The organism is Pseudonocardia hydrocarbonoxydans (assembly GCF_006539565.1).
GTDB classification, from domain to species: Bacteria; Actinomycetota; Actinomycetes; order Mycobacteriales; family Pseudonocardiaceae; genus Pseudonocardia; species Pseudonocardia hydrocarbonoxydans.
Genome location: NZ_BJNG01000057.1, coordinates 1 through 21458, shown reverse-complemented (window position 1 = coordinate 21458; position 21458 = coordinate 1). Strand labels below are relative to the sequence as shown.

Below are 21458 nucleotides of genomic sequence, written 5' to 3'. Positions count from 1 at the left end.
CGTGCCGCTCTACGACGCCGCGGTGCGGGCGCTTCGGGCCTACGCCGACGCGATCCACGAGCGCAACGCCGCCGTGCGCCGGCTGATCACCCTGCCGCGCGCCGAGCGGCACCGCGGCGTGCGCGTCTACCGGGCCGACACGCCCTCGGTCGGCGAGGTGCTCGTCGACGGGCACACCTACCGGTTGCAGGACGGCACGGAGCACGTCAAGCGCGTCTTCGGCGCCGCCCACGTGAGCGTGACCAACTTCAGGCCGGTCGACACCAGGCACTACCGCGTCGACGACCGCGACCCGGGCGTCGTCGCCGAGGGCCGCGCCGTCCTCGCCGAGCGCGGCTGACCGTCGCCACACCGGGCCGGCCCTGATGGTTGGCCCGGTGTGGTGCTTCATCATCCACAACCGAAGATCGGACAACTGAACATGATCACGAACCGACAGGCGCGACGGGCCATGGCCCGCTTCGCGCCGCGCGCCCCTCGCGGGCCGTTTGGTCCCGCCGTCACCACCCGCGGCGGCCTGGTGAGCCTGCGCGTGCCGCGCCTCGACGGCCCCCCTGTGGCTCTCGACCTCCCGCCCGACGTCGCGGACGCCCTCGCCGACGAGCTGCGGCAGGCGGCCGCTCAGGCCCGGGGCGGTGACGCCGCATGAACATCGGCGAGCTGGTCGCGATCCTCCGAGTCGACGACTCCGAGTTGGAGGCCGGGGTAGACCGCGGCGAGGAGCGGATGCGCCGCATGGGCGGTGTCGCCGCCGCCGCCGGGGCGGCCGCCGGTGCCGCGCTCGGCGCCGGGCTGTCCTCGGCGATGGCCGGCGCGATCGAGATGGACACCGCGAACGCCCGGTTGCAGGCGCAGCTCGGGTTGACGACCGAGCAGGCCGAGCAGGCGGGCACCCTCGCCGGGGAGCTGTGGGCAGGCGGGTTCGCCAGCAACGTCGAAGTGGCGAACGAGGCTATCCGCGGCGTCGCGCAGAACATGGGCGTGGCCGTCGACTCCGTCGACATGCAGCCCCTCGCCGAGCAGGCCCTCACCCTCTCCGACGTGTTCGGGGTCGAGGTGGCCGAGTCGACCCGGGCCGCCGGGCAGGCCATGCGGAACCTCGGCATGGACGGCTCGACCGCCATGGACCTCATCGCGGTGGTCACCCGCACCGGTGGGGACCGCGCCGACGACCTCGCCGACTCCCTCACCGAGTTTTCCCCGATGTTTCAGAAGCTCGGCCTGTCCGGGGAACAGAACTTCGGGATCATCAACCAGCTCCTCGCCGCGGGGGCGAAGAACACCGACGTGGCCGCGGGCGCCATCGAGGAGTTCTCCATCCGGGCCACCGACGGCAGCGCCACCGCCGCAGCCTCGTTCGAGGCCCTCGGGTTCAACGCCGAGCAGATGACCGCCATTTTCGCCCGCGGCGGCCCCGAGGCCGCCGCCGCGTTCGACGACGTCGTCGACAAGCTCCGCACCACCGAGGGGCAGGCCAACGCCTCCGAGATCGCGTTCGGCCTGTTCGGCACCAAGGCCGAGGAGTTGCAGGGGTCGCTGTACGCGCTCGACCCGTCCGAGGCCGTCGCGTCCATGGGCGATTTCGCTGGCACCCTCGACGAAGCGGGCGACGTCATGGCCGAGACCGCCGAGAAGAAGCTACAGCGGGTGTCGGCCGGGTTCACGAACTTCACGAACGGGCTGATCGAAACCGAGGGCCCCCTCGGCATGGTCGCCGCCGCCGTCGCCGGGTTCGGCCCGGCCGCCCTGTCCATGATCGCCAGCCTGGGCATGATCGGGATGGCGTTCGGGCCGCTCCTCCTGCGGGCCGCCGTGTTCACCGGTCAGATGTTGATGACCGCCGGGTCGACCGTCCTGTCGTGGGCGATGATGGCGGCGTCGAGCATCGCCTCGGCCGCCGTCATGGCCGCGTCGTGGCTGATCGCCATTGCCCCGATCGCCCTGGTCATCGCCGCCGTCGTCGGCCTGGCGTTCCTGATCTACTCCAACTGGGAGCAGATCAGCGCATGGACCTCGGCGGCGTGGGGCTCGATCTGCGCGTTCGTCGCCGACGCCTGGAATCAGATCGTCGGGTTCGTGCAGGGCGGCGTCGAGAACGCCAAGGCCAAGATCGCCTGGTTTGCGTCGTTGCCGCTGCTGTTCGGGCAATGGTTCGCCGGGGCGGTGTCCGCCGCCGGCGCCAAGATCAACGAGCTGCTCGGTTGGCTCGGCTCCCTCCCCGGGCGCGCCCTCGGCATCCTCGGCGGCCTCGGATCGCTGCTCTACAACTCCGGCTCGGCGCTCATCTCCGGGTTCTGGAACGGCCTCACCGCCCGGTGGAACCAGCTCATGGCGTGGGTCCGCGGCGCCATGGCGAACCTGCGCGCCCTGTGGCCGTTCTCCCCCGCCAAGGAAGGCCCGTTCTCCGGGTCCGGCTACGTCACGTACTCCGGTAAGGCGCTGACCGGCGACTTCGCCGCGAGCCTGCGCAAGGGGATGCCCGGCGTCGTCGACGCCGCCCGCGGCGTCATGGGCGGCGCGCACGCCGCCCTCACCGCCGACATGGACGCCACCGCGACCGGGCTGCCCGGTAACGGGTGGCTCTCCCGCGCCACCCCCGGCAACACCTCGACCCGCCACGGCGACCGCGTCATCCAGGTCACCGTCAACAACCCGGTCGCCGAACGCGCGTCCGACACCCTCGGCCGCCGCGCCCGCACCCTCGCCGCGCTCGGCCCGTTCGGAGGGGCGACCCGGTGAGCGCCTGACGACGAACGGCCCCGCCGTGTGGGTGTGTCCACGCGGCGGGGCCGTTCGAGTCGATCAGGCCGTTGGGGGACGGCCTTGCCCTGATATTCGCACGAGAAGCTGATCGCGTTACAGCCGGGTCTACGGGTCTACACCGCAGGTCACAGCCCGGTTCGGGGTCTAGCGGTCCCTCTACCTTCGGGGCCGTGACGGTCTACGGGTCTACGGCCCGTCGATCACCAGCCGGGCGGCGTGCCCGGCGACGGCGGCCCGGAGCTGGTCGGCCTCGACGCCCATCAGGTTCCGGCGCTGCCCGTCCGGACCGACCCGGTTGAGCTGCCGCGTTTCCACACCGACCGCGCGCAGGTTGCGGGCCAGTACGTCGGCTGTCCAGCCGCCGTACACGGCCGGGCGTAGCTCGGCGAGCAGCCGGCACGCCTCCTCCGACCACACCCACCGCCGCTCGCTGGTGGCGAACACGGCCGTGAGGTCGTCGAGCAAGTTGAACGTCACCACCGGCTCGGGTTCCTCGCCCGCGGCGCGCCCGGTGAGCAGGCCGGCCGCCGCGCGGGCGGCGTGCGCCCGGGCGATGACGGCGTCGGAGTCGGCCGCGTCGAGGTAGTAGGTGCGGGCCACGACCGGCGCGTCGGTGGCGCCGACGAGGTAGCCGATGCCGCGATCGGAGCGCGTGAACATCGTGGCCCGCACCCCGTTCTTGTAGGAGCTGGTGCCAAGCACCATGTCGTTCTCCACCTGGCCCATGACCCGCAGGCAGAACCGGGTGCCCACGTTGGCGCTGACCCCGGTCGGGAGGCTGTCCTTGTCGGGTCGCTGCGTGGCGACGACGAGCATCACGCCGAGCGCCCGGCCGCGCTTGATGATGCGCGTTGCGAGGTCGCCGGCCTCTGCGCCGTGCTCGGGGTGGGCAAACAGCTCTTGCGCCTCGTCGACGACGAACACAATGGGGTGCAGCCCGAGGTTTCGCCGGTTCGCCAGCTCGCGCGTCACCTTCGAGTCGGGCACCAGATCACGCGCGGTCTCACGGAGGCGCTTCAACCTCTGCGCACGCCGTCCCAGCTCGGCCAGAAGCCACCGCAGCCCGTCGAGGGCGGCGCCGATGGTGTCGTCGTCGACGCCGGAGCCGTAGGCGTGCGCGATCCGCTCGAACGCTTCCAGGTCGCCGCTGCCCTTCAACTCGTGCACGTGCAGTTCGACCGTTGGGTCGAGGGCGCAGCCAAGTAGGACGCACCGCAGCGCCGCCGTCTTGCCCGCCCCGGGTAGCGACCCGATCAGCATGTTCGACTCGATCAGCGGGACGCCGACGGGGCGGCCGCGCTGGTCGGTGCCGAACGGCAGCTCGCCGAACACGTCGGCGGCGCCGGCCTTGCGCAGCGGCCACGGCTTCGGTCGCGCCTTGCTCATCTCGACCTTCAACACGGTCAGCTCCAACCGTGCGCCGTGCACCTCCGGGTCGGCGTCAGGCCACACGCACCCCACCGGGCGGCGCAGGCCGGACGCGAGTGGGGCGCGACGGTCCATCACCTGTTCCGGGGTGGCCCCGACCGGGAGATCGATCGACACCACCCACCCGGTCCCGGTGTCCCGCACGGGGGACGCGAACCCGATCCGGGCGCCCTTCGCCGACAGCGCCGCCACCCCGAGGGACCGCAGGGCCGTCTCGATCTGCTCGGCTGTGGGACGGCTGTACTCGGCGGGCAGGTCCACAGCCCGGGTCACGATCGGGGTGTCCCGTCGTCGCCCGTGCACGCCCAGCCCGGCCACAACCGCGGCCAGCAGTGCCCACGTGACGGGTTGGGGGAGCCACACCCATGCCGCCCACCCGGCCAGCATCAGCGCGACCGTCAGGGCGGCGGTCACAGCCGATCGGACCTTGATCCGGGCGGTGTGCAGGGCGGCGAGCTTGGCGTAGTCGGCGACGTCGTCGCGGACTACTGCGGACCTCAGCAGCGGCCGCTCCTCGGCGTCGCTGACAACGTCGAGCACCCAGCGGGCGAGACGCCACATGCCGACGGGGGAGCGCCACAGCAGCCGCCACAGGTACAGGGGGGCGCGCACGCCGTGGAACCGGGCCAGGAACCATCCGTGGCCGAGCAGGTCCACCAGCAGCGCCCGGCGTGCCGCCCCGGTGGCGAGCACGTCCGGGACGACCGGTTGCCGGCGGGCGACGCGGCGGCGCTCGATGGCGTCGGCGAGACGACGCGGGACTGCGGGCGGGTCGACATCGACCCGCGCCGCATCCCGGCCCGGGTGGCCCTCGCCCGGGGGTGGGACAAGCGCGGGCTCTGCGACGGTCTGAGCGGGCACAGAGACGGCCTGTGCCTTGCCGAGGTCGACGGTCATGCCGCGACCCCCGCCTCGGTCGGGGCGTCCCGGTGCGCGGCGATGAGCGCCCGCGCCCGATGCTCGGGGATGCCGAGTTCACGCGCGAGACGCCGCCGGCCCGCGCCCTCGGCGATCAGCTCGGCCGCACGGTCGACCGGTCCCGCGGGCGCCGGTGGCGCGTCGGTCCACCAGTCGATCCGGTCGTCGACCTCGAGCACGGCGCCGACCTCGTCGACCCGCAGCTCGTCGTCGACGTCGGCGGCCTGGTCGCGGCGCACCAGCAGGACGAGCAGGTGCACCGTCGCGCCGGCCACGGCGGGCGGGATGGTGCCGACGAGCACGGCGACCCACCACGGCGGGGCGATCGTGTGGGCGTGCATCCCGAGCTGCGCAGCGTTCCCGCCGACGGTCACGGCGAGCAGGCACCACGTCATGCGCCCGGCGAACCTGGCGACCTCGGGGGCGGTGCGGACACCCAGCCACACCGCGCAGGAGACGGCGGCCCCGGCGTCGACAGCGAGCGGCAGCAGCCACGCGAGGTGGCTGGGGATGGCGACGGCGAGCGCGAGACCGCGCAGCGCGTCGAACGACAGGACCGCGGCGGCGGCCAGGACCACGGCGAGCCCGGCCGCGGTGACGTAGCGGGCGCTCACCGGGCACCGCCGGCCGCGTGTGTCCGGTCGTGCTGTGCGCGTCCGTCCGCGAGCACCAAGGCGGCGCAGAGGGGACACACCCGCACGCGCAGCAGCCCGGCGACGGTCAGCAAGGCGCGGACCCGTTGGCGGGTCGCGATAGGTTCGTTCATGGGTCGGACCTCCATCCGATCAAGGCCCCGGCCGGTGCTTCGATCACCGCGGTTCCGGGGCCGCCCCGTCTCACAGACGTCTCACGGCCTGCTTGGACGGACGGGGTAGGTGGAGGGTCTGACCTGCACTTTCTTGGTGCTACTGGACCGCATTGGACCGTATGGACTAGGTCCGTTCAGCTACGGATCAGAAGGTTAGGGGTTCGAATCCCTTCGGGCGCACCACCGTCACACCAGCCCCGACCAGCACGAACGGTCAGGTCTAGATCATTTCTCGGGTCGGCTAGTTGATCTCGGTCCACGGTCCGGTCCACGAACGCTGCTAGCTTCCGATCGTGGCCACCCGATCCGACGCCCCGGTGTCGCGCCAGCGCGGGAGCATTCGGCGTCGAGCGCGCTGTTACGAGGTCCGGGTCTCGGCCGGCGAGGACCCCTCGACCGGCGAGCGAATCGTGCTCGTCGACAGCGTCGAGATCGAGGGCCAGGGCGACCGTGCCGAGCGCGCCGCCTACCGGGAGGCGGAGAAGCTCCGGACGAAGCTGCTCGCCGACGCCGACGCGTTGAAGGTCGCGCGTACGAAGGCGACGGTCGGTGCGCTGTTGGAGCGCTGGATGGCGCAGCACGAGGTCGATGCAACGACGCGCATGACCTACGAGTCGCAGATCCGGATGTACATCGTTCCGGCGATCGGTGACGTCCCGCTGGTCCTGTTCGTGCGCGACGCATCGCAACGCCTGGAGACGCTCTACAGCCGGCTCAGGAAATGCCGGGGGCTGTGCAACGGCAAGCCGTTCATCGAGTCCCACGCTGAGAAGGCGCCGCACGACTGCGCGGCCGCCGGCTGCAGGGTGCACATTTGCAAGCCCTACGCCGCGTCGAGCGTGCGCTCGATCCACGCCATCCTGTCCGGCGCATGTAGCGCCGCCGTGCGATGGGGCTGGATCAGCTTCAACCCCATGCCGTCGGTCCGCCCGCCGGCCAAGCCACGCCCGCAGCCGCGCCCGCCGACGAGCGAGCAGATGGCCCGGATCGTGGAGGCCGCCTGGACCTCGTCGGCGGAGTGGGGCCTCTACGTCTGGCTTTCCGCTGTGCTCGGTGCACGTCGGGGTGAGGTGGTCGCACTGCAGTGGGAAGACGTCGACCTGGCCGCCGGGGTCGTGCGGCTGGACGAGAACTACGTCCGGACGAATGACGGCATGGTCCTTAAAGACACGAAATCGCACCAGATGCGGCGGGTGTCGATCGACGTGCCGACCGTCGAGCTGCTCCGCCAGCACCGGGAGGACTGCGCGGGCCGGCTCGCACTGCTCGGCGTTTCCCTGACGGACCGCACGTGGGTGTTCTCGGCGAAGCCGGACCTGAGCAGCCCGCGGGATCCGGCGTCGCTCACGCGTCGCTATGGGCGCCTGGTAGCCAAGCTCGGAATCGACACCATGCTCAAGGAGCTACGGCACTACTCCGCGACGGAGCTGCTCACCGCGGGCGTGGACCTCCGTACTGTGGCGGGCCGGCTCGGACACGGCGACGGCACCACGACGCTGCGCCACTACGCCGCCTGGGTCGGCTCGGCCGACACCGCGGCCGCCGGCGTCATCGGGGGCCGGATGCCCGTCCTTCGGCCGGTCGACCGCTCGTAGGCCCGGCGCCCCGGCACAATCCGCGCGTACCCTGACGCACAATCGCTTCCCGGTCGAGCCGAAGGTGGGGACAGCGCCGAACATGGCCGAACTCGCGACCAGCTCCAGTGAAGCGCTCACAGAGGCTACGGCCCGTCGGGCGTTGGCGCGTGCTTGTCAACAGGTCGGGCTCCCGCACGGCGACGCCGAGCTGATCCGCATCGGCTCCAACGCGGTGTTCAGGGTGGACGCGGCGACCATCGCGCGGGTAGCGCCATCGCTGGCCCACCGCGACAACGCGCAGAAGCAGATCGACGTCGCCCGCTGGTTGCGGAACATCGACTACCCTGCGACCCGCGCGCTCGAAGTCGAGCAGCCCGTCGACGCCGACGGCCGGGTCGTGACGTTCTGGGAGTCGATCGCCCCGGAGACCCGCTACGCCCCGATCCGCGACGTCGCCAGGCTGACGCGTCGGCTCCACGACCTTGATGTGCCGCCGACCCTGGCGCTCCCGCCACTCCAGCCGTTCGGAACGTCGGGCGAGCCGTTCCCGGACTTTGCGGCGATTCCTAAGGCCGATGCACAGTTCCTCCGTGTGCGGCTCGAATGGGCGCGCTCGCGGTTCCCGTTACTCCCGTTCGCGCTCCCCGCTGGTGTCGTGCACGGCGACGCCAACGTTGGCAACGTCTTGATCGACGATGGCGGCTGTGCGGTCTTGATCGACCTCGATAGTTTTTCAACGGGCCCGCGCGAATGGGATCTAGTTCAAACTGCACTATTCTATGATCGGCTCGGCTGGCACACTAGCGGCGAGTACACCGAGTTTGTCGACGTGTATGGGTATGATCTGATGTCCTGGTCCGCATACGGCGAACTGGCTGACATGCGCGAGATTGCGATGACTGCGTGGTTATGCAGGAAAGCAGATGATTCAGCAGGGGCTGCGGCTGAGGGCCGGAAAAGAATTGAAGCCATTCGGACAGGCTCGAGCAGGCGAGACTGGGGTGCGTACTAGGCTCATCGGCAGTAGTCGACACGAGGTCTGCCACACGGCGTCTGAGCCTACGCGAAATAGCTAATCTTCCCGGCCAGAAAGGGAAACGGTGACGTTTCGGAGCGAGATCCGCGATAGTGATATTCAGACCCTTGAGGATAAGGTTACTGGCGACAAGTATGGGAAGTACCTTAAGAGGATTATTCTGAAACGCGTTCGCGGGTTTACAGACAGGGTCGTGAGTCTAGATTTTCCGGTGACGGCAGTCGTCGGCCCGAACGGCGGAGGCAAGACCACAATTCTCGGCGCTGCGAGTCTGGCCTATCTAGAGATTCCCCCAGGTCGCTTTTTCGCGAAGAGTGGCCGCTATGACGCGAGCATGAAGGACTGGTCTCTTGAGTTTGAGGTGATTGACCGAACCGTAAACGCCCGCCTTCCTTTGGCTAGAACGGCAAGCTTTCCGTCATTGAAGTGGAATCGCAAAGCACTTCTGCGGCCTGTTCTGGTCTTTGGGGTAACTCGGACGATTCCTGCCACCGAACGTCGCGAACTTGTGAAGGCTATCGGGAACAAGTTCTCTGCGGCCAGCGAGGTGGAGCTGTCCGAGCCTGTTGTTGACGCAGTCGAGAAGATCCTCGGCAAGAACATCGCCGGGTTCACGCGCTTGTTTGTCGATAGCCAGAAGCGTGTGAGTCTCTTTGCAGCTCGGTCTCCCGGCGGTGAACAGTACTCGGAGTTTCACTTCGGTGCGGGGGAAGCCAGCGTTATTCGGATCGTTTCGGATATTGAGTCGGCACCGGATAATGCGATGATTCTAATAGAGGAGATCGAGAACGGGCTTCATCCGGTAGCGACTCGACGGCTGGTCGAGTATCTTATCGATGTCGCCCTTCGGAAATCGGTCCAAGTAGTTTTCACAACACACTCCAACGATGCGATTGACCCTCTGCCTCCGAAGGCTATCTGGGCAGCATACAATGGTGAGGTTCTTCAGGGAAAGCTCGACATCAAAGCGCTACGGACTATCACGGGACAGGTTGACGCGAAGCTGGCCGTTTTCGTCGAGGATTCGTTCGCCGAGCAGATGATGTGGACTGTCTTGAGGTATTACGGCGGAATTGAGCTGGATGCGGTGCTAGTTCATCGAATGGGGGGTGAGAGGCCTGCTATCAAGGTGAATGGGCAGCACAATCTGGATCCTACTGCACGGTTCCCGTCAGTTTGCGTCCTGGATGGCGATCAGGCTGGGAAGTGCGATCCGTCGAAAAGTATCTTCGCGTTCCCTGGCACTGGTATGCCCGAGGCTCACATCTTTGATGTGATCCATGGTGATATCGAGCGACTCGCTGCCAGGCTTGCAGTCTCCTTACAGCTGCCCTCGTCTGCGCAGGAGAGAGTTAAGGCTGTTGTCTTAGATCGCGGCCTTACGAATCGAGATAGGCACAATGTGTTCCAGCAGATCGGTGACGACCTTGATTTCACTGCGGCATCTGTAGTTGGCTCTGCCTTTTTAGCGATCTGGGCGCAGGAGTGCGATAGTGAGGTCCGCACCTTGGTGGACGGCTTCGCTAAACACCTGCCTTTACGATGACCTTCTAGTTGTACCGGGCGCTCTGCTATGGAGACGAAGGCTGGCTTCGTGACCACATACGTGTGTTGCGAACGCTTGCAGTGAACTCGCGGACGCTGGGTGATTGCCTATGAGGCGCAAGCCGTTCTCGGAACTCAATGACGTAGCTGTGACAGCGCGCCGATTCCAGACCCTCTCCGACGGCGAACGCTTGCGCAGCGATCTGGCATCCCTCGTCGACGTCGCCGCGATCGAGGTGTGCGTCGGCGAGCACCATCGCCACGAAGAAGTCGCTTCGGACGTAGTCGCCAGACGCCGAGTCCAGTGCCCGCGTCGCAAACTCGATCGCCCGATCCGGCCGGCCGAGGTCGCGGTGGCAGTGCCCCAACTCTGCGGCAAGCTCGGCGTCGTCGAAATAGTCGAGCCACGCTGGTCCGTCGCCCGGAGTGTGTCGGTCGAAGTGGTCGATCGCAGCGCCCATCGCCCGGTCACACGCTGACGCCTCACCGAGCCGCGCGAGTGCGCGCGCTTCCATCGCGTAGAAGTGCGACGTCAGGATCGCGACGCCGGCTGATTGCGTCCCGAGTCGTGCCGCGCGGGCCATGTTCGCCGCTTCCCGGTACCGGCCGAGGAAGCTGGCTTGGTGGCTCATCGCGTCGAGGATGCTGGCTGCGAGCAGCCGGTCCTCTCCGGCGTCGGCGAACCCGAGGGCCTGGATGAAGTAGCGCTGCGCGAGTCCGTGGTGTCCGGCGTCGTACGACATCCATGCGGCGAGTTGGGTCGACTCGCCGGCTGCAGAGAAGAGAGCTGCGCGGACGTCGGCGGTGCCCTGAGCGCGTAGCAACAGCGGGAACTCGCCGTGGAGGTACTGCACGAGGGCGTTGCGCGCGTGGGCGCCGCCGAAGGTGCTGTCGATGCGGTCAAACGTCGATCGCATTGTGCGTAGCCGCTCGACGTCGGACGCGCCGACCCTCTTCGGGCCCGAGCCTGAGCCGAGCCTCTGTTGCGCATCCACCAGCCACGCCATCGAGGCGTCGTGCCAGGCCCCGACGTTGGCCGGGGCGTTGCTGAGAGCGGCGGTTCCCGCGAGATCGGCTTCGAGCAGTTCGGCGACGCTGTTCACGCCGTCGTCAGGCCGGTAGGGGTAGGCGAGCCCGACGTCGGGCGAGACGGAGAGCATCGACCGGAACCCGAGCTCGTCGGGCGAGATACGCCGGCCGAGCCGGACGGCGAGGGCCTCTCGGATCGCGTCGCGGGTCGCGTCGTCCCGGGGGGTGACACCGGCCAGCCATCGGCCGACGTAGGTGTGGTTGAACCGCTTCCCCGCGGCACGCCCGGCCGCGGACTCGTTGACAGCTCGCGCGAACTTCTTCCGGCCGACCTCACCGCGTCCGTCGAGGAAGCCTGCTTCGGTCATGAGTGCGACGAGGCGTTCGTTCGTCGGCACGACCGATCACCTCCCTGACCTGCGCCCTGTGCGCAAGTGTGCCCCCTACTGCGCCCTGTTGGAGGCGGTTCCGGACATCCAGGCTGGTTCCTGTGCAGGACAGCCCCGGCGCCCGAAACGACAGGAGGCGAGAGATGCCACAGCTACGAGGGAGTGCCGTTCTCGCGCTCCAGCACCTCGACACGGTGACGCAGATCACGGAGGTCGCGTCGGATCGCGGCCAGGTCGTCGGTCGGTATGTCGTCGGTCGAGCGGCCACGGAGGACAGCGCCGAGGTGATCGGCGGGCCAGTCGAGAGCGCTCGACAGCGACGCCAGCGTGCGTGGCTGCCGCCGACGCTCGTTGAGTACGTGCACCAGCTCGCGGACCGTCGTGAGCGAGACGCCGGATCGCGTGGCCAGCTCCGTCATCGTCATGCCGCGGTCGTCGAGCCGGGCGCGGATCGCCGCGCCGACGGCGGGCCAGTCCTGGCTCATGTGCTCTCCCGGGTTGAGGTCTACCGAGAGTAGCTAGAGCGCGAAGCCGCGCGTAGGTCGCGCGTAGAACACCGTTGACGAACTATCAATCTATGCTCAAAATGAGTGTGAAACTGGCAGAAGGCGAGTCAGCGGGATGCATAGGCACCGAGACGCAGGACAACCCAAGGAGCGAGGAGTGAGCAACAACCGATCCGACCAGTCGGCCGTCAAGCGGCCGTCCTTCTACACGGCGGCCGAGACCGCCGAGATCCTCCGGCTCGACGAGTCGACGCTGTACCGACACCTCCGCAACGGAACGTTCCCCGGGCTCAAGATCGGCGGGCGTTACGTAGTGCCCGGGGCGGTGCTGGACCGGCTCGTCGACGACGTCCTTGTCACGGGCCGCTGCGTGGACCTGGGCGCCTGGACTGAACAGTGGCGCCACGACCGGATCGCCGCGCTTGCTCGCATCGCTGCGGCGAACGTGGAGCTTCCGGGCGGTGTGGGGTGATGGGCGCCGTCGGGTTGCTGATCTTCTTCGCGATCGTCGGCGCGGCGATCTGCGCGAAGGCGCGGGTCGCGGGCGGGGCGATCGTGTTCGCGCTGCTGGCCTTGGTGCTGTTCATCGGCACCCCGGCCGGCGCCGGTCTGCCCGGCATGGTCGCGGACTTCCTGGCCACGGTCGGCGCCGCCTCCGAGCCGCTGACCGAGGGTTCGGGAGCCGTGGGATGAGCGCCCCTGCGACGAGGACGACCCGACGCGAGCCGGTCGGCGGCCACGTGCGGCCGGAGGACTTCCGACACCGCGCGGCGTGCCGGTCGGTCGATGCGGAGATCTTCTTCCCGACCGCGGTGGCCGGTCCGGAGCTCGAGGCGCAGGTGTCACTCGCCAAGACCGTATGCGCCGGCTGCCCGGTCCGGGAGCAGTGCCTGACCTGGGCGCTGACTCACCAGCCGGACGGCATCGCGGGCGGGATGACCAAGCACGAGCGCCGTCACGAGCTCGCCCGGCGGCGTGGTCGTCAGCATGGCCGGCTCCCACGGCCACGGACCCCGCAGCGGCCGGTGAACGCGACGCGCGCCGAGGTCGCCGAAGCCGGACGGGCCGCGATCGCGGCCGGGATGTCGGTGCGGGACGCGGCGGGGGAGTTCCTGGTCTCCGGCCGCACGGCGGGCCGTTGGGCCCGCGTCATCCACCCCACGACGTCGACCCACGTAGGGGAGGGGAGCGCCGGCGGCCACCGGGCTCCCCTCCAGATCTCCCACACAGCAACCCAGGCAGGGACACGAGCGGAAGGACCTGATCCTAGATGAGTACCAAGACCAACCACGATCCCGACGACCGCCCCGAGGCGGTGCAGCGCGCCGAGTCCGGGGCGCAGGCGTGGCGGGCGGTGGTGCACGCGCAGCGTGGCGCCGCGCCCGATCACGCGGACTTCTACAACCTGGCCGGGTATCTGGTCGACACGTTCGCCGCGATCGAGTCGTTGGCCCGGCTGCTTGCCGATCCAGTGTGCAGCTACGCCGACCGGCAGCCGCCCGGGAAGCGGGTCTACGACGACGCGCGCGGGGTGGACCCGTGGCGGGAAGACCCGCGGGAGCGCCTGATCGATGCCCGCTGCGATCTCGACCAGCTGGCGATCGCGGCCGGATGCGCGTTGGACGTGGCGAACCGGTTCTGGAGCGCGATCAGCCACATCGGCGTCGAGGACGCCCTGGCCGCCGGCCGCGCCGAGGGCGGGGTGTCCCGATGACCCGCCAGGTACGCGCGATCGGCGGCCCCGCCGCGGTGGTGGCCGGGTTGCACCGGTGGATCGATGGCCACGACCCGCACGTGCAGGCCGCGGTGTGGTTGCTACTGGCCCACGAGGTGTGGCCGCGGCGGACGGAGTTCGTGGCGGCGTGTGTGAATCACAGCCCGGACGGCGGGTGGTGGATCGACTTCCGTGCCGCGCGTATCGCCTTCGACAACGGCCGGTTCGACACCGCGTCTTCGACGGAGCTCGCGGTGCTCGACCTGGCAATCACCCTCGGGACGGACCGGTTCCGGTTCCGGGCGATGGGCCCGGGCAACGCCCGCGCGGTCGCCACGGCGGTCGCCCACGCGGTGGGAGCGGACCGATGAACCTGCTCCTACTCCTGTTGGTGCTGGGGATCGCGGCCGCGGTGCTGTGGCGGCGCGGCTCGTACGCCTACGCCCTGCTCTGCGTCCTGCTCGCCGGTTTCCCGGCTTGGGCGCTGCTGCACCAGCTCCCGTGGTGGGGCTACCTGATCGCCGCCGTGGGCGGCGCCGCGGTGGGGTGGCATCACCTGTCCCGCTCGGCCGCGCTGGTGACCCGCTGGTCAAGCCAGTCCCGGCGCAAGGCCGGCGTCGCGTCCACCTTCGACATCTTGCGTCACGCCTCCGCCCGCGCCATGCGCCAACGGGCCGCGACCGTCCGCCCATCCCTGGCCGAGCTGGGCCGGTGGGCGCGGTGGCGGCTGCCCGCGGTCGAGGTCGCGATCGAGCTGTGCCGTACGGGATGGCTCACGGTGTGGTCACCGATCGAGGACGTCGTCATGATCTTCGGCGGGCCCCGCACCGGCAAGACCGGATGGCTGGCCGGGCGGATCCTCGACGCCCCCGGCGCCGTCCTGGTCACCTCCACCCGCACCGATCTCTACGAGTTGTGCGCGCCCCTTCGTGCGCAGCGCGGCCCGGTGTACGTGTTCAACCCGGTCGGGCTCGGTGGGAAGGCGTTCGCCTCGACCATCACGTTCGACCCTCTCACCGGGTGCACGGATCCGGTGACCGCCGCCGAGAGGGCCAGTGACCTGATCGCCGCGGTGTCCCGGGCGGGCGGGGGTGGGGATCGGGAGTTCTGGAACGGCCACGCCCGCCGCGTCCTGGCCGGCTTGCTGCACGCCGCCGCGCTGGGCGGAAAGTCCATCCAGGACGTGGGCCGCTGGGTGGCCGACGTCGACGACGCCGCCCGGGAGGTCCCGCCGCTGCTGCGCCGCTCTACCGTGCAGGCGTTCGAGCAAGACCTGGCCCAGTTCCTGGGCACGAATACGAACACGCGGACGTCGATCACCTCGACCGTCGCACCGGCGCTGGGGTGGCTCAACCATCCCGACGCCGAACGCTCGGCGAAGGCCGGTGCCGGGGATGGGTTCGACGTTGAGCGGCTGCTCGCCGAGCGGGCGACGGTGTTCCTGCTCGGCGGGGAGGAGACCCAGACCGGCCCGTTGGTGTGTGCACTGACCGGGCACATCGCCCGCGAGGCCCGCGCGCTGGCCGCGGTCGCGCCGAAGGGCCGGCTGGACCCGAACCTGACGTTGGCGCTGGACGAGGCGGCGCTGATCTCCCCGGTCCCGTTGGAGTCCTGGACCGCGGACATGGGCGGGCGCGGGGTGACGATCATCGCCGCGTTCCAGTCCCGCGCTCAGCTGTTGGCCCGGTGGGGGGAGCACAACACCGCCACGATCCTGAACAACTGCGGTGCGGTGATGGTGTTCGGCGGTACCCGCGACCGTGACGACCTGCAGTTCTGGTCGACCCTGGCCGGGGACCGCGACGAGCCGACGCTGACCACCGACATGCACGGCCGGGTCGCGTCCCGGACGACGCGGCGGGTGCCGGTGCTCCCAGCGGCGCAGCTGGCAAACCTCCCGTCGGGGCGGGTGATGCTGATCCGCCGCGGTCTGGCCCCGGTGATCGGGCGGGTGCAGATGGCGTGGGATCGCCGCGACGTCCGTTGGCGAGCCTTTCAGATCGCGCACCCTGCGCTCGCCGCTTGGCTCGCGCGCTGGGCCGCGACGGCGCATCGCTGGTGGTCGCGTCTGGCCGGCCCCGCCGTCGCCACGCTGCGATGGATCGGCGCCCTCGTCGGCAGGTGCTGCCGCGCCATTCGCGCGTCCATCGTGCGGGCCTGGCGCCGGGTCCGGGACCACCTGACCCCCACCAGCACGCACGACGTCCCGGTCGACCTCGATGCACCGACGGTCGAGCTGCCCGTCCAGGCCGCGCACACCAGCAACGGCCACACCCACGCCCACACCCCCGGAGGTGCCCCATGACCGCCCACCCCAGCGATCGGCCGGACGGCTCCAGTCCGTCGGCCGCCGAGATCGCCGCGCTGACCCGACGGCTGCGGGAACTGTCCACCCCCGGCCGGGCCGTGGATCCGCGGGAGCAGGCGGCATTCCTGACCGACAAGGACGCACTGATCGCCCGCGTCGCCGACGGCCACGCGGCGACCGAACTGCGCGGGCAGATCGTCGAGGACGACCCTGCGCGCCGCGAGCAGCTCGTCCGCTGGCACACCGACGACGCGGCCGACACCCTCGATGTGGATGAGATGGAGTTGGAACCACTTGGGTCGCGCTCCGCCATGGACGACGGGCCGGGTCTGCCATGACCGGCTCGAACCATGACGCCGAGTTCGCCCGCGCCGACGCTCTCGCCGGACTCGCTCGCGATCTCGACGATCTACGCCGTGCGGTCGATCCGCTGCGCGAGGTCAGCGGACGAGTCAACGACCTGGGGCGGTTGGTCGGGCAGCTCGCCGACTCCGTCGCCTTGATGACCAAGCGGCCGGCCGCGACGCCGGCCCCGTCGTGGCTGCTGCTTCAGGCCGACGAGACGGTGGTCGAGCGGGCGCTCAGCGAGTTGTGCGCCTGGCTGCACACGATCTACCTCCGCTACCCCGACGGCGTCACAGCGCTGCCGGAGTGCTGGCTCTACCACCCCGACGTGGTCGAGGAACTGCTGTGGCTCATGCACGCCTGGTGCGCCGCCTACCAGGGCAAGGGCGCGTCCGTGCAGCTCGCGGGGGACTGGCATGACCGTCAACGCCCCGGCGTCGTCCGCCGGATCCGGTCGTCGGCGGGGTCGTGCTCGATCGAGCGACACCAAACACGCGCGGACTGGGACCAGCGCCCGACCGGCGCCGCTCCGGTCCCCGGCATCGACGCCATCGCCGCGATCACCGCGTGGTGGGCCACCCGGCGCGATGACCCCGCACCGGAACCGGCCGCGTCGCCGATCGGGACAGCCCTGAACGGAGGGCCCCACCGATGACCAGCAGTGGCGAGCCGGCCGCCCGGGTGATCCGGGCCGTGATCTGGCTGCCCGGGCTCGCGGTCGCGCTCGGCGCCGCGGTCGCGACCGCGCACGGCCTCTACGAAGTCGCTCACGCCGCGCGCGTCCCGGCCGGGATCGCCTGGCTCTACCCGCTCATCACCGACGGGCTCGCGCTGGTCGCCTACGCCGCCACCGCCCGCCTGTCGGGCTCCGCGGCCCGCTACGCGTGGAGCGTGGTTGTGCTCGCCGCCGGTCTGTCCGGGCTCGCGCAGGCCGCGTTCCTGGCGTCCGGGTCGGCGGTCGAGGCGTCGGCGGCGCTGCGGTTCGGGGTCGGGGCGTGGCCGGCGATCGCGGCCGCGATCGTGGCGCACCTGCTCTACCTCCTGGCCACCGACGAACGCCCTGTCCCAGGCAACGCGGACGATCTGGCAGCCGGCGCTGTTCAACCGGAGCCGTTCAACTCGGCCTCCGTTCAACCCAACCCACCCCCTGTTCAAGAGGTCACTGCCCACGCTGTTCAACCCGCGCCGCCCTCCGCCGTTCAACGTCCATCCGAGGTCGCCGCCCCCGCGGGCCATCCGGCGCTCGCCCCGGCAGCGGTTGAACAGCAGGCCGTGGCTCCGGCCCGGGAGCGGGCGCGGGCGGCCGCGATGCGGCACGCCCACCGCCACGGTGCCCTCCCGACGGTCACCGAGCTGGAAGCGGCCGCCGAGGTCTCCCGAGGAACCGCCTCCGCCGCCCTCAAGCACCTCCGAGCCCAGCCGACCCCGTTGCACCTGATCGCCCGCAGCACCGATGAGCCCGACCCGAGCGAGCACGAGGACGACCCGACCATCGAGAGGGCGACCCAGCCATGACCGACATGAGCCGCACCAGCAGCCCGAACACCACTAGCGAGCCGAACACGAACACCGAGACCAAGCACTACGCCAGACAGACGAACGAGGACCGAGAACGAGACCCCAGAACCAGAAGATCAATTGCAGCACACCTTGGCATCCTGATCGACGGGTCCGGGCCGGCCTCCGGCCGGCCACAACCGACGCTCCGCGCGGTTGATCTTGCAGTCGAGGCCTCCAAGATCGTTTCGGGGTGGCGGTGGTCCCCGTGGTGATGAGCATCGCGTCCGGCTACTCACCGGACTACCTGCTCCGGGAGGTGGCGACCGGCCGCGAGAACTACTACACCGGCGCCGTCTCGGAAGGAGAGCCTCCGGGGCGCTGGTGGGGTGCCGGAGCGGAGCGGCTGGGCCTCTCCGGGCTCGTCGACGCGCAGGACATGCGCGCGCTCTACGAGGGCTTCCTCGACCCGCGCGACCCCGGGTTCAGGGACCCCACGAAGTGGGACCAGGTGGCAACCCTCGGCCACACCGGCCGCAAGTACGCCAGCGAGGACGACCTGTACGCCGCGGCGGTTGAACAGGAGCCCGGCGCCAGCGCTGAACGGCGCGCTGAACTCCGTGTTCAAGCGGGCAAGTCCGCCCGGCACAACGTCGCGTTCTACGACATCACGCTCAACCTGCAGAAGAGCGTGACGCTCGTACACACCGCATTCGAGGCGAAGGAAGTCGCGGCCCGCCGGGCCGGGGACGAGGAGACCGCGCAGGCGTGGGCCCGTTGCCGCATAGCGGTGGAGGACGCGATCTGGGCGGGCAACAACGCCGGCCTCGCCTACATGGCCGAGAAGGCCGGCTACACCCGGATCGGGAAGCACGGCGGCGCGGCGGGGCGGTGGGCCGATGCCCACGAGTGGACGGTGGCGTCGTTCTTCCAGCACGACAGCCGTGACCACGATCCGCACCTCCACATCCACAACGCCGTCCTCAACCGGGTGCCGGGCCCGGACGGCAAGTGGCGCACGATCGACTCGCGGGCGCTGTTCAAGTTCCAGCGCGCGGGCGCCGCGGTCGCGGAGCGGACCACCGAGGAGCGGCTGACGCACGCGCTCGGGGTGGTGCTGGCGACCCGCCCGGACGGGAAGGCCCGCGAGATCGTCGGCGTCGCGCAGGAGGCGATGGACCTGATCTCGACGCGGCGGCGGACGCTGACCGCGAAGGCCGACGAGCTGATCGGCGCGTTCGAGGACCGGTACGGGCGGGCCCCGAACGGGCTGGAGCGCGACCGGATCGCCCAGCAGGCCACGCTGCTGACCCGCCAGTCGAAGTCGCACACCGGGGAGACCCGCGAGCAGCTGCTCGACCGCATCGACGAGCGCGTGCGCGCCGACATCGACGGAGGACTTGCCGGCGTCGCCGACGCCGTGCTCGCCGCCCGCGAGAACAGGCCAGCACCGATGCAGTGGTCCCCGCAGGCGGTGATCGAGACCGCGCTCGCCGACATCCAGTCCCGCAAGGCCGGCTGGCACCGAGGAGACCTCAGCGGAGCGATCAACGCCGCGCTGCCCGACTACCTCGGCATCACCGACGGCGCCGACGTCGGCCGGCTCGTCGACACACTCACCCACGAGGCCCTCAAGTACGCCATCGTGCTCGACGGCAACCGCCCCGGGGACGAGCACCTCCCCGCCGAGCTACGCCTGGACAACGGCTCCAGCGTCTACCAAGCCCCCGGAGCGATGCTCTACGCCACCCCGGACCAGGTCCGCACCGAACGCGCCCTGGTCGCGGCCACCGCCACCGTCGGGGGGACGGCGCTGCCGTACGACCGGGCGCAACGGTTCATCCAGGAGCTGGCCGAGTCCGGGATCGAACTCGGGGTCGACCAGGCCGCCGCCGTCCGCGGCGTGCTGACCTCCGGTGCGCGGGTCGAGACCCTGATCGGGCCGCCCGGCACCGGGAAGTCGTTCGTCGTCGGGACGATCGCGCGCGGCTGGACCGACCCCGTCCATACCGGCGGGGAGTCGCCGCGGCGGGTGTTCGGCCTGGCGACCTCGCAGATCGCGACCGAGGTTCTCAAGTCCGAAGGGGTGACCGCGAGCAACGTCGCCGCCTGGCTCGGTGCGCAGCGTCGGCTCGCCGCTGGCCCCGGCTCAGGCGGGCCGCGTCCCGTCGACGGAGATCAGGTGTGGCGGCTGCACGGCGGGGACCTGGTGGTCGTCGACGAGTCCGCGATGACCGACACCGCCGCGCTCGCCGCCATCCACAGCCATGTGGACGCGGCCGGAGCGAAGCTGCTGCTGGTCGGGGACCACCGCCAGCTCGCCGCGGTCGGGGCCGGAGGCGGGATGGACCTGATCGCACAGTCAGGCGCCAGCTACGAACTCGTCGAGGCCCGCCGGTCCACCCACGCCTGGGAGCGGGAGGCGTCGCTGCGGCTGCGCGCGGGCGACGAGACCGTGCTGCGCGAGTACCACAAGCAGGGCCGGCTGATCGACGCCGGAACCGTCGAGCAGGCCGAGCAGGCCGCGGTCCGCGGCTGGCTCGGCGACACCCTCGCCGGTCGGCAGTCGCTGCTCATCGTCGACACCAACGAACAGGCCGCCCGCCTGTCCGCGGAGGTCCGCGCCGAACTCGTCCGGCTCGGCCAGGTCGCCGAGAACGGGGTGAAGCTCGGGCTGCAGGGCACCTACGCCGGGGTCGGCGATCTCGTCGAGGCCCGCACCCTGGACTGGACCGTTCAAGGCGTGGAGGGCAACACCCGCCCTGCGATCACCCGCGAGCGCTATCGGGTCCACGCCGTGCGCGACGACGGCGCCCTCGAGGTCGCGGTGATCCGCGGCCGGACGTCGGACGGTGACGTCCTGGGCGAGGCGATGGTGCTCCCCGCCGGCTACGTCGCCGAGCACCTGGCGCTGGGATACGCCTCGACGAAGAACGCCGCCCAGGGCGCCTCGGTCGACACCAGCCACACGGTAGCCACCCCACGGACCAGCCCGGCAGGGCTCCTGGTGCCGATGACCCGCGGGCGCGACACCAACACCGCCTACGTCGTCACCCTCGCCGCGGTCGACGACGCCGCGCAGGGCAACGACACCCACACGTTGCACCGCGACCCCGTCGCCGTCCTCGCCCAAGTACTCGGCAGCACTGACGCGGCGGACGCGGCCAACCGGTCGGCGCTCGCCACCGCCACCCAGGCCGCCACCGACGCCGGCAGCACCCGGACCGCCGCCGATCTTCTCGCCGACGCCGCCCAGCTCGCCGCGACGGAACGGACCGCGACCTGGCTCGACCAGCTCGCCCAGGTCGGCGTCCTCGACCCGGCCGAGCGATCCCGGATCGCCGCGGAGGACGGTGCCGCCACGCTGACCCGGATCCTGCGTCGCGCCGAACTCGCCGGCCACGATCCGCGGAAGGTTCTGCACGACGCGATCGCCGAACGCCCCTTCGACGGGGTACGCAACGCGTCCAACGCGATCTACAGCCGCATCCGCACCGAGCACGCCGACCAGCTCGACCCGGTCGGCGACTCCTTCACCAGCTGGACGCCCCGCGTCGACAACCCGGAGTGGCGCCGCTACCTCGCCGCCCTAGGG

20 protein-coding genes are annotated in these 21458 nt (G+C 70.5%); 16 read left to right on the top strand and 4 right to left on the bottom strand.

The window, feature by feature from the left end; all coding sequences use genetic code 11:
* From PHY01_RS25165 to PHY01_RS25155, 3 genes are all read left to right on the top strand, one after another.
* On the top strand, window positions 1-340 hold a 340-nt coding region (locus tag PHY01_RS25165), incomplete at its 5' end, for a hypothetical protein (RefSeq protein ID WP_218030334.1).
* 81 nt (window positions 341-421) lie between these two features.
* A complete protein-coding gene (locus tag PHY01_RS25160; protein ID WP_141282620.1) occupies window positions 422-649 on the top strand; it encodes a DUF3117 domain-containing protein in 228 nt (75 codons plus the stop codon).
* Window positions 646-2739, top strand: a complete 2094-nt coding sequence (locus PHY01_RS25155; RefSeq protein ID WP_141282618.1) for a phage tail tape measure protein — start codon at window positions 646-648, stop codon at window positions 2737-2739. Before PHY01_RS25160 ends, PHY01_RS25155 begins: the two co-directional genes overlap by 4 nt.
* A 210-nt stretch (window positions 2740-2949) precedes the next feature.
* Here the strand turns inward: PHY01_RS25155 and PHY01_RS25150 are convergent, their stop codons facing one another.
* On the bottom strand, window positions 2950-5088 hold the full coding sequence (locus tag PHY01_RS25150) for an FtsK/SpoIIIE domain-containing protein (RefSeq protein WP_141282616.1): 2139 nt from the start codon (window positions 5086-5088) through the stop codon (window positions 2950-2952).
* The gene (locus tag PHY01_RS25145; protein ID WP_170183975.1) at window positions 5085-5723 is read right to left on the bottom strand and encodes a DUF2637 domain-containing protein; all 639 of its coding nucleotides are present in this window, start codon (window positions 5721-5723) and stop codon (window positions 5085-5087) included. The genes PHY01_RS25150 and PHY01_RS25145 overlap by 4 nt, the downstream gene beginning before the upstream one ends.
* Window positions 5724-6210: 487 nt before the next feature.
* Between PHY01_RS25145 and PHY01_RS25140 the strand changes: the two genes are divergently transcribed.
* The 3 genes from PHY01_RS25140 to PHY01_RS25130 all read left to right on the top strand — a co-directional run bounded on the left by PHY01_RS25140 (window position 6211) and on the right by PHY01_RS25130 (window position 10076).
* Entirely contained in the window at window positions 6211-7512 is a 1302-nt protein-coding gene (locus PHY01_RS25140) for a site-specific integrase (RefSeq protein WP_141282612.1), read from the top strand.
* Between the two features lie 82 nt (window positions 7513-7594).
* A complete protein-coding gene (locus tag PHY01_RS25135; protein WP_141282610.1) occupies window positions 7595-8506 on the top strand; it encodes a phosphotransferase family protein in 912 nt (303 codons plus the stop codon).
* Between the two features lie 88 nt (window positions 8507-8594).
* Complete coding sequence (locus tag PHY01_RS25130; protein WP_141282608.1) at window positions 8595-10076, top strand: ATP-dependent nuclease; 1482 nt, start codon at window positions 8595-8597, stop codon at window positions 10074-10076.
* 25 nt (window positions 10077-10101) lie between these two features.
* Here PHY01_RS25130 and PHY01_RS25125 read toward each other — a convergent pair whose 3' ends face one another.
* Together PHY01_RS25125 and PHY01_RS25120 are read right to left on the bottom strand one after the other, a co-directional pair.
* Entirely contained in the window at window positions 10102-11502 is a 1401-nt protein-coding gene (locus PHY01_RS25125) for an NsdA family TPR-like regulatory protein (protein ID WP_141282606.1), read from the bottom strand.
* Between the two features lie 143 nt (window positions 11503-11645).
* Complete coding sequence (locus PHY01_RS25120; RefSeq protein WP_141282605.1) at window positions 11646-11978, bottom strand: helix-turn-helix domain-containing protein; 333 nt, start codon at window positions 11976-11978, stop codon at window positions 11646-11648.
* A 178-nt stretch (window positions 11979-12156) separates the two neighbouring features.
* On the opposite strand from PHY01_RS25120, the gene PHY01_RS25115 reads away from it, so the two are divergent.
* The 10 genes from PHY01_RS25115 to mobF form a co-directional block, all read left to right on the top strand.
* Window positions 12157-12471: a helix-turn-helix domain-containing protein gene (locus PHY01_RS25115; protein WP_218030333.1), complete on the top strand. Its 315-nt coding sequence runs from the start codon at window positions 12157-12159 to the stop codon at window positions 12469-12471.
* On the top strand, window positions 12471-12692 hold the full coding sequence (locus tag PHY01_RS25110; protein ID WP_141282601.1) for a hypothetical protein: 222 nt from the start codon (window positions 12471-12473) through the stop codon (window positions 12690-12692). The genes PHY01_RS25115 and PHY01_RS25110 overlap by 1 nt, the downstream gene beginning before the upstream one ends.
* Window positions 12689-13273 carry a WhiB family transcriptional regulator gene (locus tag PHY01_RS28310; protein WP_141282598.1) on the top strand — a complete coding sequence of 195 codons (585 nt, stop codon included), beginning with the start codon at window positions 12689-12691 and terminating at the stop codon, window positions 13271-13273. Before PHY01_RS25110 ends, PHY01_RS28310 begins: the two co-directional genes overlap by 4 nt.
* Window positions 13270-13713 carry a hypothetical protein gene (locus PHY01_RS25100; RefSeq protein WP_141282597.1) on the top strand — a complete coding sequence of 148 codons (444 nt, stop codon included), beginning with the start codon at window positions 13270-13272 and terminating at the stop codon, window positions 13711-13713. The genes PHY01_RS28310 and PHY01_RS25100 overlap by 4 nt, the downstream gene beginning before the upstream one ends.
* Window positions 13710-14084, top strand: a complete 375-nt coding sequence (locus tag PHY01_RS25095; RefSeq protein WP_141282595.1) for a hypothetical protein — start codon at window positions 13710-13712, stop codon at window positions 14082-14084. Before PHY01_RS25100 ends, PHY01_RS25095 begins: the two co-directional genes overlap by 4 nt.
* Window positions 14081-16018 carry a type IV secretory system conjugative DNA transfer family protein gene (locus PHY01_RS25090; protein WP_141282594.1) on the top strand — a complete coding sequence of 646 codons (1938 nt, stop codon included), beginning with the start codon at window positions 14081-14083 and terminating at the stop codon, window positions 16016-16018. The genes PHY01_RS25095 and PHY01_RS25090 overlap by 4 nt, the downstream gene beginning before the upstream one ends.
* Window positions 16015-16359, top strand: a complete 345-nt coding sequence (locus PHY01_RS25085) for a hypothetical protein (RefSeq protein WP_141282592.1) — start codon at window positions 16015-16017, stop codon at window positions 16357-16359. The genes PHY01_RS25090 and PHY01_RS25085 overlap by 4 nt, the downstream gene beginning before the upstream one ends.
* Window positions 16356-17021 (top strand): hypothetical protein, encoded by a 666-nt coding sequence (locus tag PHY01_RS25080; RefSeq protein WP_141282590.1) that lies wholly within the window; start codon window positions 16356-16358, stop codon window positions 17019-17021. The genes PHY01_RS25085 and PHY01_RS25080 overlap by 4 nt, the downstream gene beginning before the upstream one ends.
* Window positions 17018-17881 (top strand): hypothetical protein, encoded by an 864-nt coding sequence (locus tag PHY01_RS26745; RefSeq protein ID WP_170183974.1) that lies wholly within the window; start codon window positions 17018-17020, stop codon window positions 17879-17881. Before PHY01_RS25080 ends, PHY01_RS26745 begins: the two co-directional genes overlap by 4 nt.
* 235 nt (window positions 17882-18116) lie before the next feature.
* On the top strand, window positions 18117-21458 hold a 3342-nt coding region (mobF, locus tag PHY01_RS25070), incomplete at its 3' end, for a MobF family relaxase (protein WP_246086141.1).